Source organism: Flavobacterium agrisoli (assembly GCF_016522065.1).
GTDB classification, from domain to species: domain Bacteria; phylum Bacteroidota; class Bacteroidia; order Flavobacteriales; family Flavobacteriaceae; genus Flavobacterium; species Flavobacterium agrisoli.
This window is the reverse complement of the sequence record NZ_JAEHFV010000002.1, coordinates 23,644-44,872: the sequence shown is the minus strand read 5'-3', so window position 1 is coordinate 44,872 and position 21,229 is coordinate 23,644. Positions and strand designations below refer to the sequence as shown.

Sequence of the window (21,229 nt, the reverse complement as noted above, 5' to 3'; positions counted from 1 at the left end):
CAAAATGAATTCAGACAAAACGATCCAACATAGTGATGCGGCTACCGTTTTTAATAAAAACGTTGAGCGTGTTAATTGGCACGATGAAACACTTTGGTTTGTGCGTGAAAAAAGAGATCGCTCAGCACATCAAATTCCAGAGTGGGAATTGCTGCGCGAAACGGCTTCTCAAATAAAATTTAATGTATTATCCAATATTCATGATTATTTAGTTGAATTTGAGGAAAATGCTAAAAAAAATGGAGTAATTGTGCATTGGGCAGCCGATGCAAAAGAGCATAATGAAATTGTACATTCCATTTTAAAAAAACATGAAGTAACGCAATTGGTAAAATCAAAATCAATGCTTACCGAAGAATGTCATTTGAACGATTATTTAGCCGATAGAGGTGTCGAGGTTATTGATTCTGATTTAGGGGAATACATTGTACAACTTCGTAAAGAACCACCAAGTCATATTGTATTACCTGCTATTCACCTCAAAAAAGAAGATGTTAGCGAGACTTTTCACGAACATTTAGGAACCGAAAAAGGGAATATTGATCCGCAATATTTAACAGAATCGGCCCGTCAGAGTTTGCGTAATACATTTTTAACACGTAGAGCGGCTTTAACGGGGGTAAACTTTGCAGTAGCAGAAACAGGCGAATTCGTAGTGTGTACCAATGAAGGAAATGCCGATATGGGCGCTCATTTAGCCGATGTTCATATCGCGAGCATGGGATTTGAAAAATTAGTTCCAAAACGTAAACACTTAGGTGTATTTTTAAGATTATTGGCCAGAAGTGCTACAGGACAACCGATAACTACTTTTTCAAGTCATTTTAAAAAACCAAGAGAAGGAAAAGAAATGCACATCGTAATTGTAGATAACGGAAGAAGTGTGCAATTAGGGCGACCAGAATTTAAAAATTCATTAAAATGTATTCGCTGTGGAGCGTGTATGAATACGTGTCCGGTATATCGTAGAAGTGGCGGTCACAGTTATCACAATGCGGTTGCAGGACCTATTGGTTCTATTTTGGCACCCAATTTAGACATGAAAAAAAATGCCGATCTACCATTTGCGAGTACGCTTTGTGGTTCCTGCACGAATGTTTGTCCGGTAAAAATTGACATTCACGACCAATTGTACAAATGGCGTCAGGTTTTGGTAAAAGAAGGATATACGCCAAAATCCAAAACCATTGCGATGAAAACGATGACTACTGTTTTAGCCAATCCAACCGTATTTGAAATAGCTGGTAAAACAGGTCGATTTATGATGAAAAATTTTCCAATGGTGGTAAATAATAAATTGAACAAATGGTACGATAACCGCGAAATGCCCGAAGTGCCAAAAGAATCGTTTAGAGAATGGTATAAGAAAAACGGCAAAGCCAATAAAGGGAAAAAGGATGAGTAGTAGAGAATCAATTTTAAATAAAATAAAACAAAACCAACCCAAAGAAATTAACGAACTTCCAGATTTGGAACCGTTGAAAGCATTTGATGGGGATGTTGTAGGGCAATACAAAACCGTTTTAAAAGGAATAGGCGGAAATCCTGTTGAAGTAAATAATTACGAGGAAATTATTCAGTACATTCAGTCGAATTATGCTATTCAAAAAAGGGTTTTAACTACTTTGCCGGAGTTGGCTTCTATTGCCAAATTAGATTGGAAAACGGATGATCCGCATTCGTTAGAAAATGTTGAATTGATGGTTGTAAAAGCACACTTTGGGGTGGCAGAAAATAGCTCGCTCTATGTTACCGATGCTATAATGGGACAACGGGTTGCTACTTTTATTCCGCAATATTTGGCTATTATTGTCAATAAAAAAGATATTTTGCCCAAAATGCACCATGCTTATGAACGAATTGGGGACTTAGATTATGGCTTTGCCACTTTCATAGCGGGTCCATCAAAAACAGCAGATATTGAACAATCATTGGTTTTAGGTGCCCATGGAGCCCGAAGTTTAACAGTGTTTATTGTAGCGTAATTTTAGAAATAGTAAAAATTTAAAAGAATAAAATTGAAAACAGATTTTAATTTAACCGATAAAGTAATCGTAGTTACTGGCGCTACAGGAGTTTTAGGCGAAGCTTTTGTAAATAGTATTGCAGCCGCAGGAGCCATAGTTGGGGTTTTAGGTAGAAATGAAAAAGTAGCCAACGAGAGAGCCAATGCCATAATTGCAAATGGTGGAAAAGCAATTGCGCTTATTGCCGACGTAACTATTGAAGCCGATTTAGTAAAAGCAAAAGATTTGGTTTTGGCTACTTACGGTCGCATTGACGGATTGGTAAATGCAGCTGGTGGAAATATGCCAGAAGCGGTTATCCAACCTGAACAAGATATTTTTGATTTGAATATGGATGCATTGCAAAAAGTGATGAATCTGAATTTATTCGGAACTTTATTGCCAACACAAATTTTTGGAAAAGCCATTCAAGAAACCGCAGGTACTGGTAGTATTGTTAATATTTCATCAGTGGCACCAGTCCAGGCTATTACCAAAGTTTTAGGTTATAGTTTGGCAAAATCAGCCATAGATTTATATACCAAATGGTTCGCTGTAGAATTATCTAGACGTTATGGAGATACTATTCGTATGAACGGAATCGTTCCTGGATTTTTCTTGACCGAGCAAAATCGTACATTATTAACTAATGAAGATGGAAGTTTAACCGAAAGAGGTAATTTGATTATTAAAAATACACCTTATAAACGTTTCGGAAATCCAGACGAATTATCCGGTGCTTTAGTTTGGTTATTAAGTGATGCTTCAAAATTTGTAACGGGTTCTAATGTTACTATTGATGGAGGTTTTACCATTTTTAGTGGGGTTTAATTTTATTTAGAAAAAAGATATGTATAGAATGATACAAACCTGGAGATGGTTCGGACCAAATGATCCAGTTAGTTTACCTTATGTAAAACAATCCGGAGCAACCGGAATTGTTTCTGCTTTACATCACGTTCCGCATGGAGATGTATGGACAGTTGAAGAAATTAATAAAAGAAAAGCTGAAATTGAAGCAGCTGGTTTAACTTGGGATGTGGTAGAAAGTATCACGGTTCATGAATCTATTAAAACCAGAAGTGGTAATTTTCAAGAGTATATCGAAAAATATAAACAAAGTATTCGTAACGTAGCTGCTTGTGGTATTCCGGTGATTACTTATAATTTCATGCCGGTAAACGATTGGACTCGTACACAATTGGATTACGTGATGCCCGATGGTTCTGAGGCCTTATACTTTAATTGGGTTGATTTGGCTATTTTTGATATTTATATTTTACAAAGAGAAAATGCCTCGGCTTCTTTTCCAGAAAATATAGTTGCCAAAGCAAAAGATAAACATTCTAAAATGTCGGCTCAAGATTTACAAGATTTAGCCGATGTGGTAATGTTTGGAATTCCAGGCGAAAAGAAAATGACTGTTGAAGGAATGCGCGAAGCATTAAAAGCATACGATAACATTGACCGTGACGTTTTACGTAGCAATTTGACTTATTTTTTAAATGAAATTTGTCCTGTTGCTGATGAAGTAGGAGTAAAATTAGCGATACATCCAGACGATCCACCGTTTGATATTTTAGGTTTACCTCGCATCGTAAATTGCATGGAAGATTATGAGTATATTTTATCAAATGCACCGTATAAGTCTAACGGAATTTGTTTTTGCACAGGATCTTTAGGAGCCAATACTAAAAATGATTTACCAGAAATTGTAAAGCAATTAGATGATAAAATCCATTTTATTCATTTAAGAAACGTGCGTTCTGACGAAGAAGGAAACTTTTTTGAAGCCGATCATTTAGACGGTAATACAGACATGTATGCCGTTGTAAAAGAGTTGTTGTTAATGCAACAAAAACACCAACTTGAAATTCCGTTCCGTCCAGATCATGGTCACCAAATGTTAGATGATTTAGGAAAAGTGAATAATCCTGGATATTCTGCCATTGGTCGCCTTCGAGGATTAGCCGAATTAAGAGGATTAGAAGAAGGAATTATCCGTTCGTTATAAAAGTAAAACCCCTGTAAAAGGAATATGCCTCAAAAGTTACATACTTTTGGGGCATTTTTATATTGTCAAATCCATTGTAGTTAAACTCTTTTTATACACTCAATTTTCCTCTAAAACCTCGGGCAGCATAATATGATTCTGCACCATTATGATACACAAAAACTGTATCAAAACGAAAATCACCAAATATAGCGCCTCCCAATTTTCTTATGTTTTCAGGGGTTTGTAGCCACGATGATGTTTTGGCATCAAAAGTACCTAACGTTTGTAAAAAACGGTAATCACTTTCATCCAGAAGTTCAATTCCTATAGATTTGGCAGCTTCTACAGCACTATTTTTGGGCTTATTTTCTTTACGCTTATCCAAAGCTTCTTTATCATAACAGTAACTACGTCTTGATTTTGGGCTCTCGGCTACACAATCAAAAAATAAAAACTCGTTTTTGGTTTGATCATAAGCTACTACATCAGGTTCACCATCTGTAGTTTCCATTTTAAGCAAATTAGATAATTTATCAGGATTGGCTTTTAATTTATCTTCTACATCGCTCCAATTAATCGCCGTATGACGTTGTTTGTTTTTTTCAAAACGCACTTTTAGAACAGATAAAAATTCTTTTTGTTCGTTTTCGGAAAGTGATTTCATTTTAGATATTTTAGTAATTAGCAAACTATAAATTTATAAAAAGAAATGGATGTTTGTAAATCACTTTTTCAGAATATATGTTTTGAAGTTTTTAGATTGAATCGATTTTCCTTTATCCGTGATAATATAGAAATCGTACTGTGGATAATTTTTAAGAAATGGTAATGCCTTTTCTTTTCCTAAAACCATAGCAGATGTACTCAAACTATTTGCAGTTTCTGCATTTGGACCTATAATAGTAACACTACACAAACCGGTGGCCGGATAGCCTGTTTTAGGATTGATGATGTGAGAATAACGTTTGCCATTAAAGATTACAAATTTTTCGTAAGAGCCAGATGTGGTGATAGCGCCATTGGTTAGGCCTACAATTTTTACGATTTTTTGTTTTTTAAACGGATTGGTAATACCAACTTTCCAAGGTTCTCCATTGGGTTGGGTACCCCAAGAACTAATATCACCTGTAGCATTTATTAAACCCGACTGAATGCCTTTTGCTAACATCATCTCTCTGCATTTGTGAGTAGCATAACCTTCACCCAATGCTCCAAATCCTATTTTCATTCCTTTTTCTTTTAAAAAAACGGTCGAATTAACACTGTCTAATACGATTTTTTGATAGCCAACTTTTTCCACCGATTTTTGGATGGCTTCCGGACTAGGCATTTCGGTCATCGATTCGTCAAATTTCCAAATCCGATCCATCGCGGCAAAACTAATATCAAATGCGCCATCGGTTACTTTAGAAAAATGCAAAGCTCTTTTGGTAAGTTCAAAAACTTCAGTATCCACTTTTACCGGCTGTATGCCTGCATTTTGATTGACTTGCGATATTTGCGTTGTTGTAATCCAATCGGAAATTAAATATTCAATTCGACTAATTTCGGCAATAATGTCATCAATACTTTTTTGTGCTGTTATAGAATCTTGCGCTACAATAGAAATTTCAAATCGACCACCCATTAGTTGAGCCGATTTTTTACATAAAACTTGTGCATTTGCGCTACTATTGGTTAGTAAAACAAAAAGAATACAAAAGAGGAAAATGAACTTCTTTTTCAAAATATAATTTTTTACAAGCTTTAAAATTGGTTTAACCTAAAAACTAATATTAATAACAATCGGTTAAAATTTGACCTTTGCCTATATATTCGGATAAAGTTTTATTGTGGTGAGCTAAACAAATAGCATCTAAAACATTTTCTACATCAAACTGCATTTTTAAGGCACCACAAATCATAATATGACCGCCGTTTTCGAGTAAATTGGCAAAAAAAGTTTCGTCTCTTTTAACCAAATCCATAACATAATGGTGGTCTTTTTCACGCGAAAAAGCCAAATGAAAATGAACCAATCGTTTCTTTTGGAACATTCTGTTAGCAAAATTTTGATAGTAAAGCGTAGTTTCATTTTCTTGGCGAAATCCACTATACAAATGAATCGGCGTGTTTTTTTTGTTTTGAGCAATCATTCCTAAGAAAGGGGCAATTCCCGTTCCATTCGAAATAAGTACCACTTCTTTGGCTTTTTTAGGAAGATGAAAAGCTGGATTATTTACAATTCGTGCTTTGATGGTATCACCAATTTTCAGATTGTGCAAAAAGCCAGATCCCAAACCATGTGGGTGTAATTTTATGGCCAATTGCAGCATGCCATTGTTATTGGCTATCGAATACAAACGTTCGCGGTTGTCATTATTCGGATAAATCGCCAACAAGTCTCCCGATGTAAACGGGCAGGCAATACTGGTTTTGAAAGTGATTAAAAAAGTTTGATCGCTAGCGGTAACTTCTGTTTTGTTTACAACCATGAATTTTTGTAAACTATTCGGAACCGTGTTGTAAAGTGAAGGTGTGGTAGATAAAGAAAAGTTGGTTTTGGCATTCCAAAGTTTTACCCAATTTACAAATTCTTCTGCCGATTTATCATTTACGGTTTGCACGTCGAGCAAACGGTTGGCCCAATTTTTATTTGCCAATTCAATGTCGATTTTTTTGGCGTAACCACAAAAATCGGGATATGATTTGGAACCAAATCCGACTACACTGTAGTTAATGTTTTGATTTTGCGGAATTTGATGGACTAAGTTTTCAAATTTGGTGGCATTTGATGGCGCATCGCCCAAACCATAAGTCGAGCTAAAAACAATTAAATTTTCGGCTTTTGGATAACTTTGGTATTCGTTCATTTGGCTAATAAAAGCCGTTTCGCCTTGCCCAATAAGTTGCTTGTAAATGGCATTGGCAAAACGCAAGGAACTTCCGTTTTCCGAACCAACTAATAAAATATGTTTGCTTTCGGTTGCTTTAAATTTGTTTTTTATACGTACCGCGCGACGTTTAAACGTCATAGCAAATCCGGAGTAAATAAAAAAGAGAATGTTTGCGCTGGCCAAAGCTAAAATGAATGCCCAAGCCATATTAGCGCGACCCGTATGCAAATCCAAACTCAGTTCCGATAAAAGCGCTGAAGTAGCATAAGGCTCGTTTTTTAAAATTTCGTATGAATATTGATTGACCTCGATTTTGCGGTCGTTCAGTTCAAAAATGTAAAAATCTTCTTCGTCATCTGAAAACGGAAATTCAATTTTTTTAACCTCGGATAAAGGCGTGTTTTTAAAATCAAATTTTGAATCGGAAGTGGCTTCAACAGGTGCTTTTTTAGTTTCTTTCGAATCGAAAGCTTGGAATCGATTCAAAGATAAATACGTTCCTGAAAGCGCAATGATTAAAATGGGAACCAAGGCGATTCGACCCAAAACAACATGGTAATATTGTGCAAAATAGTCCTTGACAATTTTAGAAAAGAATTTCCGAATTCCCTTTTGCCTTTTCACTACTAAAACGAGTCCAGTTAAGGCAATTAAAACCAAAATAAACGAATTAATTCCGATTAAGATGCGGCCAGTTTCATGTAAAAATAAAGAGCGGTGTAAACTGGTAATCCATTGAATAAAATTGGATTTTTTTGATGCTTTGCCTAAAATTTTTCCGGTAGTAGGATCAATATAAGCATGAACATCGTTTCCTTCTTTATCAATAGCTTGCAAGGTTACAAATTGATTGTGATCGATGCTTAGCTCGGTAATTTCGGGATATATTTTGCGTAAGTTAGGAAGGCTTTCCTGAAGGGTAATAGTATCAAAATGACCCACTTTATATGGTGGTGTTTTCTCGCAAACGGCATCGACTGCCAAAATAATTCCGGTGGTAGCCGCTAAGAATAAAAATACAGAAGAAAACACCGCCAAGGCTAAGTGTAAATAACGCCAAAAAGAAAGAGTCATTTAGAGAATTTTATATTATAATTTACTAAAACGTACATAACGAATGTATCCTTTACCGTCTGTTTTGGCAGCCAAAGCTTCTGTAGTAAGTGGTAATTCGACATCGGTTACATGGTATTTTTGGTCTTCTACAGCTGATTCAAATCGCAATTTGTATCCGTTATTGATTTTAGCATTTTCAATTTCGAAAGTTGTAATGCTACGGTCGCCACCCGTTACGGAAGCACCAGTAATAGCACTTAAATTACTTGGTTTTTTTGTTTGAAATTTATGCCATTCTTTCAAGCTATTGTACCATTTTTTATCATCGCCCATCACATAAAGGGTCTTTTCGTAAGTGCCTTTTGCATCTATTAGTGAGACTACGATGTAGGCTCCTTCACCCGTGTAATTGGCCATTTGCAACATGCATTTGTATTTGCTGCTTTGCGCAAATGTGGAAATAGTAACGAATAAAAAAAGAATAGTTACAGTGGCTAATTTTGAAATTGATTTCATTTTATGATTTTAAAAATTCTACAGATACGTTTTGTTTGGTTAGGGTTTCGTTTTCTTTGGCTAACGCGTAGGCGGTTTCGTCAAACTCGGTTTTGGTTTCTTTTTGTGCTCCAATCGAAAGTAGGTATTTCAACAGTTGGTCATCGTTAGAAACCATAGCCGCTTTGTGTAATGCTGTCAACCCATCGGTGTTTTTTGAATTAACATCAATTTGTAAAGGTTGTAATTTTTTGACCAAATTGAGGTCGTTTTTTACTACTGCAAAATGATACAAAGTACTTCCGTCTTTTTGAGCTGCTGCCAAATCGAGTCCGCTTTTTTGCAACAAATCACTTTTAGCTTCAAATGGGTCTACTTTTGGACCTTCATTGTTTTCTGGACCTCTTCCTCCCATTTGTGGACGATACGATTGAATTAAATAGTACCCTAAATTATAGCCTTCTTTGTCTAAAATTTGACTGTTGGCTTTGGTGTTTAATAAAAGTTCTACCGATTTAGGTGATCCCGATTTTACCGCCATCGTTAAGGCTGATTCTCCTTTGATGTTTTGTGTATTGATGTCTTTCGTTTTCGAAATAAACAACTCCAAAGCCTCGGTATCTCTACTTGTAGCTGCCGCCATTAAGGCCGTTGTACCCGAATTATCGGCTTTGTTTACATCAACACCTTTGCTAATAAAATAATTGATTACTTCGGTTTGTTTTGGTTTGTTGGCAACAAGATGCAAAACAGTTGCGCCTTCTTTATTGGTTACTTTAGGATTGAGTTTTGCTTCTTCCACCAAATAACGGTAGACTTCCAAACTTGCTGCGTCACGACGTGAACCTTCGGCTGCAAAAATAATAGCGTTATCCGTGAATTTAACTCCTTTAGAAGCTAAGGTTTTTAAAAACGCCAAATCGCCAGATTTAGCCGCATAATCCAAAACGGTATTACCATCATTATCGGTATCTTTTAAAGATAACCCTTTTGTAATAAGGTAATTGGTTATTTTTAAGTCTTTATCGCTAGCAATGGCCAAGTGTAATAAATTAGCACCGTTTCGGTTTCGGTATTTGTGTTTCGGATTGATTCCAGCTTTAAATAAAGCATCATAAACTTCCGTATTAGTTTGTCCAACGCCAGCAGCAAAAGTTATGGGAGTGGTAGCGTGACTGTCTTCTAAATTAACATCAGATCCCTTATCGATCAAATAATTTACAATTTCGGCATTGCCTTTGTAAGCTGCCCAGTGTAAGTAAATTCGATTATCGTGTGTGGATTTGTTTACCGAATTGCCCGGTTGATCCAATAAAAATTTGATGGTTTCGTTAGGCGCATCGTTATTAATAGCATAAACTACCGCATCAAACGAACGATCATTCGATTCGGATGGGTTGTTTCCTTTCGCTATTTCGGCTTTAACCGCTGTAACATCGGGTGCGTTTTTCCAGAAATTCGGATTAAGAAGGGTGTTTTTTTGTTGCGCATTCAGCCATACACTAGCCGCTAAAGCAAACGAAAGAAAAAGCTTTTTTTTCATGATATAGAATAAAAGGTGTTTGGTAAAAAGTTATAGCGTTTTTTCAAATCTATTTAGAATAAATAAAAATAAATGCAAATATAGAAATATTATACACTATACCAATTGTCTCTTTATGAAATGTAAGTTAAAACACAAATAATTCTTTTTCTGTGAATAGAAGCGTTACGAATCTAGTTTAAGAAGCACGTTTTTTTGAAAATGAGTCGGATTAATATGTTTTCTTTTTTTGAAATAATTAGACAAATGACTTTCATCGGTAAAGCCAAATTCGTCTACTATTTGTTTGATAGACAATTGTTTATTTTGAAATCGTTTTTCGAGTAAACTCAGCCTTAAATTATGAATGTATTCACGGTAACTTATAGAAAAAGTCCGTTTGAAATAAGAACTAAAATAACTTTCGGCAATGTTAAAATGATTCGAAATGACTTTAATCTGTACCAATTTTGGATAATAAATATTTTGATGGATATAACTGGCAATTTGTTCGTTGTTCGCGTTCTTGGAGGGTGTACGCAAATTCATGCAGCGAATCGTTTCTTTTATCAAACCAAAAATGGAAAGAATTTGATAAAAAACAATGGGGGAGTGCGTTATATCGGCTTTGCAGTTGTATGCCGTAATGTTGTCGATGGTATTTTTTAAAATGGTTTTGCAAGGTTCATCAAAATGCAAAACGGTTTCTTTTAAAAGTTGATCGCGCATGAAATCTTCGGGCGAATTGACTAATAAATCGTCGCAGGATAAGTTTTTATTGGAGTTGAAATAGTTATCGGTGAACTTGATGTAGACAAATTGCGTATGCCTTTTGATGTCAAAGTAATGTTGGTCTTCGGGCGAAATCACAAATAAATTGCCTTGTTTGTAAGGCAATAAATTGTTGTTAATATGATGAATACCACTTCCTTTTTTAATGTAAATAATTTCGTAATAGGTATGCGAATGCGGCGGAAGATGAAATTGGTCTTCTTCGAATTCATCAATCAAAAGGGTTTCGAATTGTTTTAATTTAGGCATGTAGTAAATTTACAAGTTTATGTAACAAAAATACAAATTTTCAGCTAGTTAGTAACCGTAACTTTGTCGACTAAATATAGAACTCCTATTATATGAAAAAAAGTTTGATAGCGCTTGCTTTTGGTGGATTAACCATTGGCATTACCGAATTTGTGATGATGGGCTTGTTGCCTGATATTGCTTCCGATTTAAAAGTTAGTATCCCGGTTGCTGGATATTTAATTTCGGCTTACGCTTTAGGCGTAGTGATTGGAGCTCCTTTGTTGGTGGTGGCAGGACGCAATCAGCCTCCAAAAAAAATGCTACTCTTGTTGGCTTTAATGTTAACGGTTTTTAATGCCTTGTCTATTATTGCCCCTAATTATAATTTTTTATTTGCTTCGCGTTTGTTGTCCGGATTACCGCATGGCGCTTTTTTTGGAGTAGGAGCTGTAGTGGCAAGTCGTTTGGCGGAAAAAGGGAAAGAAGCGCAATCCATTGCCATGATGTTTTCGGGACTGACTTTAGCCAATTTAATAGGAGTGCCTATTGGTACCTATATCGGGCATCATTTTATTTGGCGTTATACGTTTATTTTAATTGCGATGGTCGGATTATTAACGTTTTTAATGATTTATTTATGGTTACCTAATTTAGAAAAAGCCGAAAAAATCAACTTAAAACAGCAATTGCAATTTTTTAAAAAGAAAGAACCTTGGCTTATTTTTAGCATCACGGCTATTGGTTTTGGTGGTTTGTTTGCCTGGATTAGTTACATTGCGCCATTGTTGATTCACATCTCTAATTTTGAACCCGAAGAAGTTTCTTCTATCCTCATTTTAGCAGGACTCGGAATGGTAGTGGGGAATTTTTTAGGCGGAAAATTAGCCGATCGATTTTCACCTGCGCCTACAGTTTTATTACTGTTGTTTGTAATGGTAATCGATTTGGGATTGGTTTATTTTTTCTCGGCCAATTCGTATATCTCCTTATTTTTAACATTTACCACAGGTGCGGTATCCTTTTCGGTGATTGCACCCATACAAATGTTAATGATTCGAACGGCCAAAGATGCTGAAATGTTAGCTTCGGCCGCTTTACAGGGTAGTTTTAACATTGGGAATGCTTTGGGGGCTTTTTTGGGCGGATTGCCTTTGTCGGCCGGAATGAGTTATGCTTCGCCAAACTTAGTAGGAATTGGAATGGCGTTGGTCGGCATGGGGTTAACCGTACTTTTTATTCGATTGACTCAAGGAAAAGTAAAATTTGAAAATGCTTAACGATCGGATTTTGGTTTTTTGCTTAGTTCGGCATTGGCTTTTTGCAATCCGATAACGCCCGATTTGCTTTTGTTATACGTTTTCTCAATCAGTTCAAAAAAAGGAATGGCCAGTTGGGGTCTTTCCGTATCCAAGCAATAATTGCCCATCCAATCTAAATAACTTTCAGAAGGTTGAAAAGGGAATCCTAAATCGGCTGAAAGTTTTTGGAATTGTTGTGTGACCAATTCACTTTCGTGAGCAGCCTGCTTTACTTCGACTAAATGATTTTTAAAAATGAAACGCAAACCATCATATTCGGCCGGAATAGGAATGGTACCATGATCTTCGTTTTCGTAAAAATGAAAACCCCAACGCAAATTTTGCGGTTTTTTGGTTTCCAGTAAAAGTTTAAATTTTTCAATACCTCTCGCCATATCGGTAGTGGTGTCTTGCGGAATGGCTCTTTTGTTAGCCATGGCTACGTAAATGTTTCTTTTTTCAAAGTCCTTCGAAGTAAAAATACTATCCGCTTGTTTATTGAGCAATTCGTTATCCCACCATAAACTAGGGTCAATTATCACATAAGCATTAAATAACGAGCTATGGTTTAAAAGAATATTGGTAGCGGTTAATCCTCCAAAGGAGTGACCATTTAACAAATTATACCCCGATGTTCTGAATTTTGAATCGATATAAGGGCGAAGTTCTTTTTCTAAAAAAGCAATAAAATTTTCGTTGCCGCCTGTGGCCTGCGCTTTTTTTCGATTTTTGCTAAAAAAGGCTTGTTTATTGGCTTCGGTTGGTGTTAAATCTCGGGTGCGATCGGTATTGCAAATGCCTACTACAATCATTTGAGGAATGCGAGAATAAGGTCCTTTTGCTAAATTCTGTATAATTCCAGTAAACGAATGAAAATTACTTTCGGCATCTAACAAATAGGCAACAGGATAACGTGCAGGTTGGTATTTTGTGTTGTTATAATCGGCTGGCAAATAAACCCAAATAGTTCTTTCTTCGTTTAGAATTTTGGACGGAATTTTGTGTATACTACCAATGTTAATGCTGTCTTGTGCGTTTGAAATAAACGAAAAGAGAATCAGAAATAGTGTTTGTATTAAAAAACGTGTTGTCATTATATTTTTTTAAGCGTTTGTTTTTTTGTTTTTTTTCCGGCGACCGTACCAAATTATAAATCCAGTTATGGGCAAGCAAGTGCAAACTAATCCAACTAAAAAAGTAAGACATTTGCCCCACCATCCGTACCAAAAACCAATGTGCAAGTTCATGTTCGTATTGTCTATGCTCAAACCATTTAAAAGTTTATTTGGAATTGGAATTGCATTTCCGTCATAACGATTAATTAAATAAACTTTTCCATCATGCAGCCCTTTTAGTCCAATGTTTTTAGCAGCAATAGCCATGTAAGTGGTTGCGCTATCTTTTTCCGGAATCGACATTTTTACTTGTTCGGCAGAGGCATTTTTTTTAAATAAATCGGTAATGATGGGCTGTATCGAAGTCCATTTTTTGGTTTTATCATATTCGGGTGCGAGTTCTCTAATTTTTCGGAAAGCAGCTGGTGTTCCGTCAAATATATGATGGGTGCTTTTTTGAAGCGGTTTGTTTACAATAATTAATCCAGTTATGGTTATGAGTAAAGCCGGAATCAGACTATAAAAGCCGGGAACATTGTGTAAATCATAGTTAAGTCGCTTAAAACTACTTCCGGTTTTGATGGTGAAGCTTTGTTTACGAGTAGTTTTGTTCCATTTTTTGGGCCACCACAAAATTAGTCCGGTGATGAGTTCAATAAAAAAGAGCCAAACGGCAATTTCTACAATAAGATTTCCAATAGCACCAAAAGGGATATGACCGCTATGAATGTGAGCAATAACATAAAAGAAGTCATAGGCTTGATTCGAATCTAAAATCTTTCCGGTATACGGATCCATCCAGGAAAATTGAAACTCACGATTTTCAGTTTCGGATGCAATTTTTACCGTGCGTTCAGGGTCTCGGTAGTGAATATAGGAAAAAGGTGTTCTTTCAGGAAATTGCTCTTTAAAATGAGTAATTAATTCTTCGGGCGAAAGTCGCTGTTCTTTAATATCGGGAACATACCAAGCTTTGTACGATATAATATCAATAATATCATCACAAAATACAAAAATCACCCCAGTGAGTGATACGATAAAAACAATGATGCCAGATGATAAGCCGAGCCATAAATGCAACCATGCGTTGAGCTTACTACCACGACTTTTTGTTTTCGGGTTCTTATTGGGTCTTGTTTTTTTAGGCGGAATGGGCTTGGTAATTGAAAGGCTTGCAGTTTCCATGATAAAAAATACCGAGTTTTAGATAGGGACTTCTAAAACCCGGCAGTTACTAATTAAAAAAATTAAAACTTAAAGGTAAAGTTGGCTACAAAATGTCGGGTTGGCATCATGTTAGACCAGTAATCGGTTGTCCAATATTCGGTATTGGCTATATTGTTCAATTTTAAACCCAATCTAAATTTAGGGTTTTCGTAAAATACAGTTCCGTTTAATACGGTATATCCGTCTACAGTAAAAGTGTTGGCATCGTTAGCAAAACTGTCACTTTGTGTATTACCTCCAAAGCCAAATCCTAAACCTTTTACTTTTCCGTTTAATATTTTATAGCTCATCCATAGATTGGCCACGTTTTTAGGAGCCGCATAGGGCGTTTTTCCATTAGCAGTCCCAGAAGTGTATTGGCTATCGTTATAACCATAACCCATTATGATATGAAATCCTTTAAATGGATTGGCAATCAAATCGGCTTCAAAACCTGTGCTTTTTTGTGTTCCATCTTGTATTTGATAATTGCCGTCCCAGCGTATTTTATCTTTTACGGCAATGTCGTAATAACTTAGAGTACCGTTTAGTTTTCCTTCTATTAATTCAACTTTTACTCCAGCTTCCCATTGATTAGCTTGTTCAGGCTTAAAATCAATCACCACACCTGGAGCTGTTTCTCCGCTTCCGGTATTTGCAAAACCATTCATGTAGTTACTGAATAGGGACACTTTATCTTTGACAATTTGATATACAATTCCTAGTTTTGGCGAAAAAGCATTTTGGTTATAATTGGTAATTTTGTTTTCATTGTGATCAAAACGGCCACTAAACATCACATGCAATCTGTCGTAAACACTAACTACATCTGAAGCATAAATACTGGTGGTTCTTAAATCTCTATTATTCACTACAGAGGGAGCAGGCATGGCTGCAATAAATTGTCTGTATTTATCGTAATTGATAAAAGGAGCATTGCCATTAATTGGCGTTAAAGGATTTCCAGCTGATGCATCATAATTGTTTATGGTCCAACGGTTGTCATTAGTGCTCACGTAGGTATAATCAGCTCCTAATAATAATCTGTTTTTAAAATTACCTACTTCGATAGTATTGATGAAGTTTTGTTGAATTTGAGTAGTTTTAAAAGTACTGTTGATATTCATTAAACGGCGTTGTAAAACCGGAATTGTTTCGCCAGCAGCAGGATTGTTAATCAGTAAAAACAAATAATTGGCTTTGTTATCGGTAAATGAATTGGAAAAATTGGTTTGTGATAACCAAGAATCCGACATTTTATAAGTGAATCGTGTAAATACATTGGTTGTTTTAGCTTCCGATTGTAATTCGTCTGTAGTGTATGATTTTTTAAAATCGAAATTCAAATCATTAAAACTTTTGAAAGTTGAATTATCTGGATTGAAATTTCCTAATCCTGTGTAGGTTGCATTTCGACTGCCATTATACACTTCTAAATCCAAATCGGCAGTAAGGCGATCATTGATATGATAGGTAAAAGACGGCGCTACCATAAATGTTTTGCTTTTGCCATAATCTTGCCACGTTTTTTGATGGTCTAAAGCGGCATTAATTCGAAATAACATCGTTTTATCTTCGTTAACGGGTGTATTCAAATCAATAGTAGTGCGACTCAATGCCCAACTTCCAGTAGTATAACTTACTTCGCCTTTAAAAAATTCGAATGGTTTTTTGGTGACACGATTAATTAATCCGCCATAAGTGGTTAAAGTCGAGCCAAATAAAGTCGCTGATGGCCCTTTAATTACTTCAATACTTTCTAAATTTACAGGATCGGTCATCGTTACCCAGTTCGTATTCATACCATTACGAATAGAACCTGCTGCCGAAGCGCCACTAAAACCACGCATACGCAAACTCAAACCTACACCACCAGAACCAACACTTTGTGTAACATTACTCAAGCCAGGTGCCGTAGTTAACGCACTTCTAAAATCGGTAGCAATTTGTTCCTGAAATAATTCTTTTGGTACTACAGTGTATACTTGAGGATTCTCCAGATTACTAATAGGCAAGCGAGCCACATATTCACTTTTTTTCTGGGCAAATTTTTGTGCGCCCGAAACCACAACAACTTCTTGTAATTGTTTTAAGGACGTTTCTAATTGTACGGTAAGTTGTGCCGTTTGATTGCTGCTCACTGTTACGTTTCGGGTTAGTGTTTCATAACCATTAAGTGCTAATTGCAGTGTATAATTTCCAGCAGGTAGTTTATGAAGGGTAAAATTTCCTTGATCATCGGTAATAACAGACTTACTCGTTCCTACAATATTTACCACGACATCTTCGGCAGGATGATGGTCAGAGGTTAACACGTTTCCTTTAATAACACCATTTCCTTGTTGGGCAACGGAGAAAATGCTTATCAGTAAAGCGAAGAACGTAATCCATTTTTGAAATACGGGAATGGTTTTTTTCTTTTTGGTTTGTTCAAAAAACATGGTTATTATTATTTAGATTTATTAAAAATAAGTTAATTTTGTGCAAAAGTAAGTCCTTAACTAGTGGGGAAACTATCGTAAAAAGGATTAAAATAAACGCAAAACGGATTTTTATTAATTGTTTTAAGTGCAATTAATAACTTTTAAAAAGCGGGTTAAAAATCAAGTAAATGACAATGACGTATGAAAACAATTATGAAAAGTGCCATTTTTGATAACAAAGTCGTGGTAATAAACGACCCAATTTTACAAGAAAAAGCGGTTTTTAAAGAAAAACGAATTCCGCTTAATGAAAATGGTATTGAGGGTTGTATTACGGATATTTCTTTAAACGGTGTGCATCTTGTAAGTCGTGATATAAGGATAGCGAACGGAAACTACGCAGTGCAAATTGAGCACGATTTTTCGTTTATTAAATTGCATTTTGAAATGGAAGGGGATAACCGTTATGTGCCAAAAAACAAAAAACAACGCGGAATTTACATTCCAAACAGACATTATAATTTGTTTTATTTGCCCCAAATTAAAGGCGAATTACAATACCAAACCAGCCGCAGAAAAACCCTCGAAATTACCTTTACAGAAAGTTATTTAAAAGAATTGTTCTTTCCGAATTTTGAGTCGACTATTCCGTGTTTGGCCAAAGCCATTCAATTGCAAAAAGAATTTGTAATGTGGGAAAACAGCAAACCCATTTCGCCAAAATTACATACCATTATCAACGATATTTTACATTGTCAGTATACTGGAAAAATAAAAAAAGCCCATTTAGAATCAAAAATTGTAGAAATTTTAGTGCACCTGTTTTCCATAATTCTCAATGAAGAAACTACCGAAAAGACAACTGAAATTAACGATATTGATTTGCAAAAAATTATAGTTATCGAAGCAATTTTAGCTTCACAATTTAAAGCAAAACACAGTTTAAAAAGTTTGGCTGCAACAGTAGGATTAAATGATTTTAAGGTAAAAAAATACTTTAAATTGGTTTACGGCACAACTGTTTTTAGCTATCTCAATCAACTTAAAATGGATTATGCTAAGCAATTTTTACTGGAAAATAATTGTCCCATAAGCACGGTTTCGGAAGAATTAGGATATAAAAATCCGCATCATTTTACAGTGGCCTTCAAAAAAAAATTTGGATACTTACCGAGTAAATTAAAAGGTAAATAGTGCTATAAAGAAATTATATATAACATTCTTATTGTTTATTTTTGTGAAAAATCAAAAGAAAATGGATTTAAAAAAGGCACAATTAGACGTAGATAATTGGATAAAAGAACACGGAGTTCGCTATTTTAACGAACTAACCAATATGGCGCAACTTACCGAAGAAGTGGGCGAAGTGGCTCGAATCATTGCGCGTCGTTATGGCGAACAATCGGAAAAAGAAAGCGATAAAAACAAAGATTTAGGCGAAGAATTAGCCGATGTGGTTTTTGTAGTTTTGTGTTTGGCCAATCAAACTGGAATTGATTTGCAAGCTGCTTTTGATAAAAAAATGGATTTGAAATCGGTTCGCGATAAAGACCGTCATAAGAATAACGAAAAGTTGCAATAATGTGATAAGGCCAAAGGAAACTTTGGTGTATTCTTTTTTTAAGATAAATTTGCGCAACTCAAAAAACGACCAAATGAATGTATTAGTTCAAACCAATCAAGCTGATTTACAAGGAAAAATCGCTGTGACGGGTTCTAAAAGTGAAACCAACCGCTTACTATTATTACAAGCTTTATTCCCGAATATTACCTTAGCCAATATGTCCAATTCCGACGATAGCGAAGTAATGCAAAAAGCGTTAAAAGGTAATGATGAAATAGTCGATATTCATCATGCCGGAACTGCAATGCGTTTTCTTACGGCTTATTTTGCGGTAAACGAAGGCAGAGAAGTGGTATTAACGGGTTCGAAACGAATGACAGAACGCCCTATAAAAGTGTTAGTAGAAGCTTTACAACAATTAGGCGCTCAAATTTCGTATGAAAAAGAAGAGGGTTACCCGCCAATCCGAATTAAAGGACAAAAAATTACGGCTCACAAAGTGAGTATACCGGCAAATGTGAGTAGCCAATACATTTCGGCTTTGTTGTTGGTAGCTCCCAAATTAGAAAATGGAATAGAACTGACGTTGGTGGGAGAAATAACTTCTATTCCTTACATCAAAATGACTTTGGCGTTATTGAACGATTTGGATATTAAAACGAATTTTGAAGGGAACGTAATTACAGTTTTTCCTAAGGAAAAAGTGGACACGAAAGAAATGGTAGTGGAATCCGATTGGAGCTCGGCTTCGTATTTCTTCAGCTTAGTGGCACTTTCCCAATCGGCTACAATAAATATCAGCAGTTATAAAGCGTCGAGTTTACAAGGCGATTCGGCTTTAGTAAAATTGTATCAAGAATTAGGCGTAAATGCTAGCTTTGAAAACAACCTGTTAACACTAAAAAAACAAGCTGATTTTCAACCCAAATCCGTTACTTTCGATTTGAATCACACGCCTGATATTGCGCAAACCATCGTGGTTACGTGTTTTGGTTTAGGAATTGGTTGCCATCTTACAGGTTTACATACCTTAAAAATCAAAGAAACCGACCGTTTAGAAGCCTTATACGTAGAATTAACCAAATTAGGCGCTTCGATTTCGGTAACAAACGATAGCTTAACCCTAGAACCTTCTACAAGTATTAATAAAAATGTCCATATTGCTACCTATAACGACCATCGTATGGCTATGGCATTTGCACCTTTGGCCTTAAAAGTGCCTATTATTATTGATAATGCCGAGGTAGTTTCTAAATCATATCCGGATTATTGGGAAGATTTTAAAACCTTACAATTTCAAGTTTCAGAAATATAACCCAACCCATTATTTATATAAGACTCTAGGATTTCCTGGAGTCTTTCTTGTTTTAAGCACTTGGAAACTATCAGTAAATCAGACTCTTTTGAAAATAAAAGGCAAAACACTTGACAACGCCTATTTCACAGTCGTATATTTGCAGCCTAAATAAATAGACTTCATGAAATTATCAAATTTTAATTTTAACTTACCTAAAGAACTTCTTGCAGAATTTCCGGCGGAAAACAGAGACGAATCTCGTTTGATGGTCATTGATCGTAAAAAACAAACTATCGAGCATAAAATGTTCAAAGATGTTATTGATTATTTTGATGACGGCGACGTTTTGATTTTGAATAATACCAAAGTTTTCCCTGCTCGTTTATACGGAAACAAAGAAAAAACAGGAGCTAGAATTGAAGTTTTTTTGCTGAGAGAATTAAATTCAGAGCAACGTCTTTGGGATGTTTTGGTAGATCCAGCTCGTAAAATTCGTATCGGAAATAAATTGTATTTTGGTGATGATGACTCGTTAGTGGCTGAGGTGATTGATAACACGACTTCACGTGGGCGTACCCTTCGTTTTTTATACGATGGTTCTTATGAAGAATTCAGAAATAAATTGACCGAACTAGGAGAAACACCCATCCCGAAATACATCAACCGCGAAGTAACGGAGGAAGATGCAGAGCGTTACCAAACTATTTATGCTAAAGAAGAAGGAGCTGTAGCAGCGCCAACGGCTGGTTTACACTTTTCGAAACACCTTTTGAAACGTTTGGAAATTAAAGGAGTAAATTTTGCTGAGGTAACTTTACATGTTGGTTTGGGAACTTTTAACCCAGTTGAGGTAGAAGATCTTTCAAAACACAAAATGGATTCGGAAGAGTTGATTATCAACGAAAAAGCCTGTGAAGTGGTAAACGAAGCCAAAAGCAAAAAGAAAAAAGTATGCGCCGTAGGAACTACTTCTATGCGTGCTATAGAAAGTTCGGTTTCTTCGGCTGGAACTTTAAATCCGTATGAAGGTTGGACAAACAAATTCATTTTTCCTCCTTACGATTTTAGTATCGCCGATTGCATGATTACCAATTTTCATACACCAAAATCAACCTTATTAATGATGATTTCGGCTTTTTGTGGACATGATTTGATGCGCAAAGCCTATGACGAAGCCATCAAAGAGGGATACAAATTTTACTCCTACGGAGATGCGATGTTGATTTTATAATTGACTTAAAAGATAAAAATAAGAACTCGTCATTTTGACGGGTTTTTTTATGCCTAATTGTTAGTGTTAAATTTCGATTTCTTTTCTGTAAAAGATGTTATTTTTACAAAAAACTGCAACC

Annotated in this window: 18 protein-coding genes; 9 read left to right on the top strand and 9 right to left on the bottom strand. The window is 35.7% G+C overall.

Annotation, left to right across the window (positions count from 1 at the left end; all coding sequences use genetic code 11):
- Nucleotides 1-4 precede the first annotated feature (4 nt).
- From I5M07_RS05335 to uxuA, 4 genes are read left to right on the top strand one after another with little or no spacing between them, the layout of a single operon-like run.
- On the top strand, nucleotides 5-1,405 hold the full coding sequence (locus I5M07_RS05335; protein WP_200105190.1) for a lactate utilization protein B: 1,401 nt from the start codon (nucleotides 5-7) through the stop codon (nucleotides 1,403-1,405).
- Nucleotides 1,398-1,985: a LutC/YkgG family protein gene (locus tag I5M07_RS05330; protein WP_200105189.1), complete on the top strand. Its 588-nt coding sequence runs from the start codon at nucleotides 1,398-1,400 to the stop codon at nucleotides 1,983-1,985. The genes I5M07_RS05335 and I5M07_RS05330 overlap by 8 nt, the downstream gene beginning before the upstream one ends.
- Before the next feature lie 33 nt (nucleotides 1,986-2,018).
- Entirely contained in the window at nucleotides 2,019-2,837 is an 819-nt protein-coding gene (locus tag I5M07_RS05325; RefSeq protein ID WP_200105188.1) for an SDR family oxidoreductase, read from the top strand.
- Nucleotides 2,838-2,865: 28 nt separating this feature from the next.
- A complete protein-coding gene (gene uxuA / locus I5M07_RS05320; RefSeq protein WP_200105187.1) occupies nucleotides 2,866-4,020 on the top strand; it encodes a mannonate dehydratase in 1,155 nt (384 codons plus the stop codon).
- A 91-nt stretch (nucleotides 4,021-4,111) separates the two neighbouring features.
- Here the strand turns inward: uxuA and I5M07_RS05315 are convergent, their stop codons facing one another.
- The 6 genes from I5M07_RS05315 to I5M07_RS05290 all read right to left on the bottom strand — a co-directional run bounded on the left by I5M07_RS05315 (nucleotide 4,112) and on the right by I5M07_RS05290 (nucleotide 10,992).
- The gene (locus I5M07_RS05315) at nucleotides 4,112-4,666 is read right to left on the bottom strand and encodes a DUF4256 domain-containing protein (RefSeq protein WP_200105186.1); all 555 of its coding nucleotides are present in this window, start codon (nucleotides 4,664-4,666) and stop codon (nucleotides 4,112-4,114) included.
- 60 nt (nucleotides 4,667-4,726) lie between these two features.
- Nucleotides 4,727-5,728: an FAD:protein FMN transferase gene (locus tag I5M07_RS05310; protein WP_233621961.1), complete on the bottom strand. Its 1,002-nt coding sequence runs from the start codon at nucleotides 5,726-5,728 to the stop codon at nucleotides 4,727-4,729.
- 49 nt (nucleotides 5,729-5,777) lie between these two features.
- Nucleotides 5,778-7,952 (bottom strand): PepSY domain-containing protein, encoded by a 2,175-nt coding sequence (locus tag I5M07_RS05305; RefSeq protein WP_200105185.1) that lies wholly within the window; start codon nucleotides 7,950-7,952, stop codon nucleotides 5,778-5,780.
- A 15-nt stretch (nucleotides 7,953-7,967) separates the two neighbouring features.
- Entirely contained in the window at nucleotides 7,968-8,450 is a 483-nt protein-coding gene (locus I5M07_RS05300) for a DUF2271 domain-containing protein (protein WP_200105184.1), read from the bottom strand.
- Nucleotide 8,451: 1 nt separating this feature from the next.
- The gene (locus I5M07_RS05295; protein ID WP_200105183.1) at nucleotides 8,452-9,972 is read right to left on the bottom strand and encodes an ankyrin repeat domain-containing protein; all 1,521 of its coding nucleotides are present in this window, start codon (nucleotides 9,970-9,972) and stop codon (nucleotides 8,452-8,454) included.
- Nucleotides 9,973-10,137: 165 nt separating this feature from the next.
- The gene (locus I5M07_RS05290) at nucleotides 10,138-10,992 is read right to left on the bottom strand and encodes an AraC family transcriptional regulator (protein ID WP_200105182.1); all 855 of its coding nucleotides are present in this window, start codon (nucleotides 10,990-10,992) and stop codon (nucleotides 10,138-10,140) included.
- A gap of 92 nt (nucleotides 10,993-11,084) precedes the next feature.
- Between I5M07_RS05290 and I5M07_RS05285 the strand changes: the two genes are divergently transcribed.
- Nucleotides 11,085-12,251 (top strand): MFS transporter, encoded by a 1,167-nt coding sequence (locus I5M07_RS05285; protein ID WP_200105181.1) that lies wholly within the window; start codon nucleotides 11,085-11,087, stop codon nucleotides 12,249-12,251.
- Here the strand turns inward: I5M07_RS05285 and I5M07_RS05280 are convergent.
- From I5M07_RS05280 to I5M07_RS05270, 3 genes are all read right to left on the bottom strand, one after another.
- Nucleotides 12,248-13,366 (bottom strand): alpha/beta hydrolase, encoded by a 1,119-nt coding sequence (locus I5M07_RS05280; protein ID WP_200105180.1) that lies wholly within the window; start codon nucleotides 13,364-13,366, stop codon nucleotides 12,248-12,250. The genes I5M07_RS05285 and I5M07_RS05280 overlap by 4 nt on opposite strands.
- A 9-nt stretch (nucleotides 13,367-13,375) precedes the next feature.
- Entirely contained in the window at nucleotides 13,376-14,572 is a 1,197-nt protein-coding gene (locus tag I5M07_RS05275) for a PepSY-associated TM helix domain-containing protein (protein ID WP_200105179.1), read from the bottom strand.
- A 62-nt stretch (nucleotides 14,573-14,634) separates the two neighbouring features.
- The gene (locus I5M07_RS05270) at nucleotides 14,635-17,034 is read right to left on the bottom strand and encodes a TonB-dependent receptor (protein ID WP_200105178.1); all 2,400 of its coding nucleotides are present in this window, start codon (nucleotides 17,032-17,034) and stop codon (nucleotides 14,635-14,637) included.
- Between the two features lie 183 nt (nucleotides 17,035-17,217).
- Here I5M07_RS05270 and I5M07_RS05265 point away from each other — a divergent pair, with 183 nt between their 5' ends.
- From I5M07_RS05265 to queA, 4 genes are all read left to right on the top strand, one after another.
- The gene (locus tag I5M07_RS05265; RefSeq protein WP_200105177.1) at nucleotides 17,218-18,210 is read left to right on the top strand and encodes a helix-turn-helix domain-containing protein; all 993 of its coding nucleotides are present in this window, start codon (nucleotides 17,218-17,220) and stop codon (nucleotides 18,208-18,210) included.
- A gap of 61 nt (nucleotides 18,211-18,271) precedes the next feature.
- Nucleotides 18,272-18,598: a nucleotide pyrophosphohydrolase gene (locus tag I5M07_RS05260; protein WP_200105176.1), complete on the top strand. Its 327-nt coding sequence runs from the start codon at nucleotides 18,272-18,274 to the stop codon at nucleotides 18,596-18,598.
- A 73-nt stretch (nucleotides 18,599-18,671) separates the two neighbouring features.
- Nucleotides 18,672-19,895 carry a 3-phosphoshikimate 1-carboxyvinyltransferase gene (aroA, locus tag I5M07_RS05255; protein WP_200105175.1) on the top strand — a complete coding sequence of 408 codons (1,224 nt, stop codon included), beginning with the start codon at nucleotides 18,672-18,674 and terminating at the stop codon, nucleotides 19,893-19,895.
- Between the two features lie 163 nt (nucleotides 19,896-20,058).
- Complete coding sequence (queA, locus tag I5M07_RS05250; protein WP_200105174.1) at nucleotides 20,059-21,108, top strand: tRNA preQ1(34) S-adenosylmethionine ribosyltransferase-isomerase QueA; 1,050 nt, start codon at nucleotides 20,059-20,061, stop codon at nucleotides 21,106-21,108.
- Nucleotides 21,109-21,229 lie beyond the last annotated feature (121 nt).

Excerpts from the sequence above, each read along its gene's own strand:
- I5M07_RS05270 (WP_200105178.1), bottom strand. The coding sequence starts at position 17,034 with ATGTTTTTTGAACAAACCAAAAAGAAAAAAACCATTCCCGTATTTCAA.
- I5M07_RS05290 (WP_200105182.1), bottom strand. The coding sequence starts at position 10,992 with ATGCCTAAATTAAAACAATTCGAAACCCTTTTGATTGATGAATTCGAA.
- I5M07_RS05275 (WP_200105179.1), bottom strand. The coding sequence starts at position 14,572 with ATGGAAACTGCAAGCCTTTCAATTACCAAGCCCATTCCGCCTAAAAAA.
- I5M07_RS05285 (WP_200105181.1), top strand. The coding sequence starts at position 11,085 with ATGAAAAAAAGTTTGATAGCGCTTGCTTTTGGTGGATTAACCATTGGC.
- I5M07_RS05335 (WP_200105190.1), top strand. The coding sequence starts at position 5 with ATGAATTCAGACAAAACGATCCAACATAGTGATGCGGCTACCGTTTTT.
- aroA (WP_200105175.1), top strand. The coding sequence starts at position 18,672 with ATGAATGTATTAGTTCAAACCAATCAAGCTGATTTACAAGGAAAAATC.
- queA (WP_200105174.1), top strand. The coding sequence starts at position 20,059 with ATGAAATTATCAAATTTTAATTTTAACTTACCTAAAGAACTTCTTGCA.
- I5M07_RS05330 (WP_200105189.1), top strand. The coding sequence starts at position 1,398 with ATGAGTAGTAGAGAATCAATTTTAAATAAAATAAAACAAAACCAACCC.
- I5M07_RS05280 (WP_200105180.1), bottom strand. The coding sequence starts at position 13,366 with ATGACAACACGTTTTTTAATACAAACACTATTTCTGATTCTCTTTTCG.
- I5M07_RS05295 (WP_200105183.1), bottom strand. The coding sequence starts at position 9,972 with ATGAAAAAAAAGCTTTTTCTTTCGTTTGCTTTAGCGGCTAGTGTATGG.
- I5M07_RS05300 (WP_200105184.1), bottom strand. The coding sequence starts at position 8,450 with ATGAAATCAATTTCAAAATTAGCCACTGTAACTATTCTTTTTTTATTC.
- I5M07_RS05315 (WP_200105186.1), bottom strand. The coding sequence starts at position 4,666 with ATGAAATCACTTTCCGAAAACGAACAAAAAGAATTTTTATCTGTTCTA.
- I5M07_RS05260 (WP_200105176.1), top strand. The coding sequence starts at position 18,272 with ATGGATTTAAAAAAGGCACAATTAGACGTAGATAATTGGATAAAAGAA.
- uxuA (WP_200105187.1), top strand. The coding sequence starts at position 2,866 with ATGATACAAACCTGGAGATGGTTCGGACCAAATGATCCAGTTAGTTTA.
- I5M07_RS05305 (WP_200105185.1), bottom strand. The coding sequence starts at position 7,952 with ATGACTCTTTCTTTTTGGCGTTATTTACACTTAGCCTTGGCGGTGTTT.
- I5M07_RS05265 (WP_200105177.1), top strand. The coding sequence starts at position 17,218 with ATGAAAACAATTATGAAAAGTGCCATTTTTGATAACAAAGTCGTGGTA.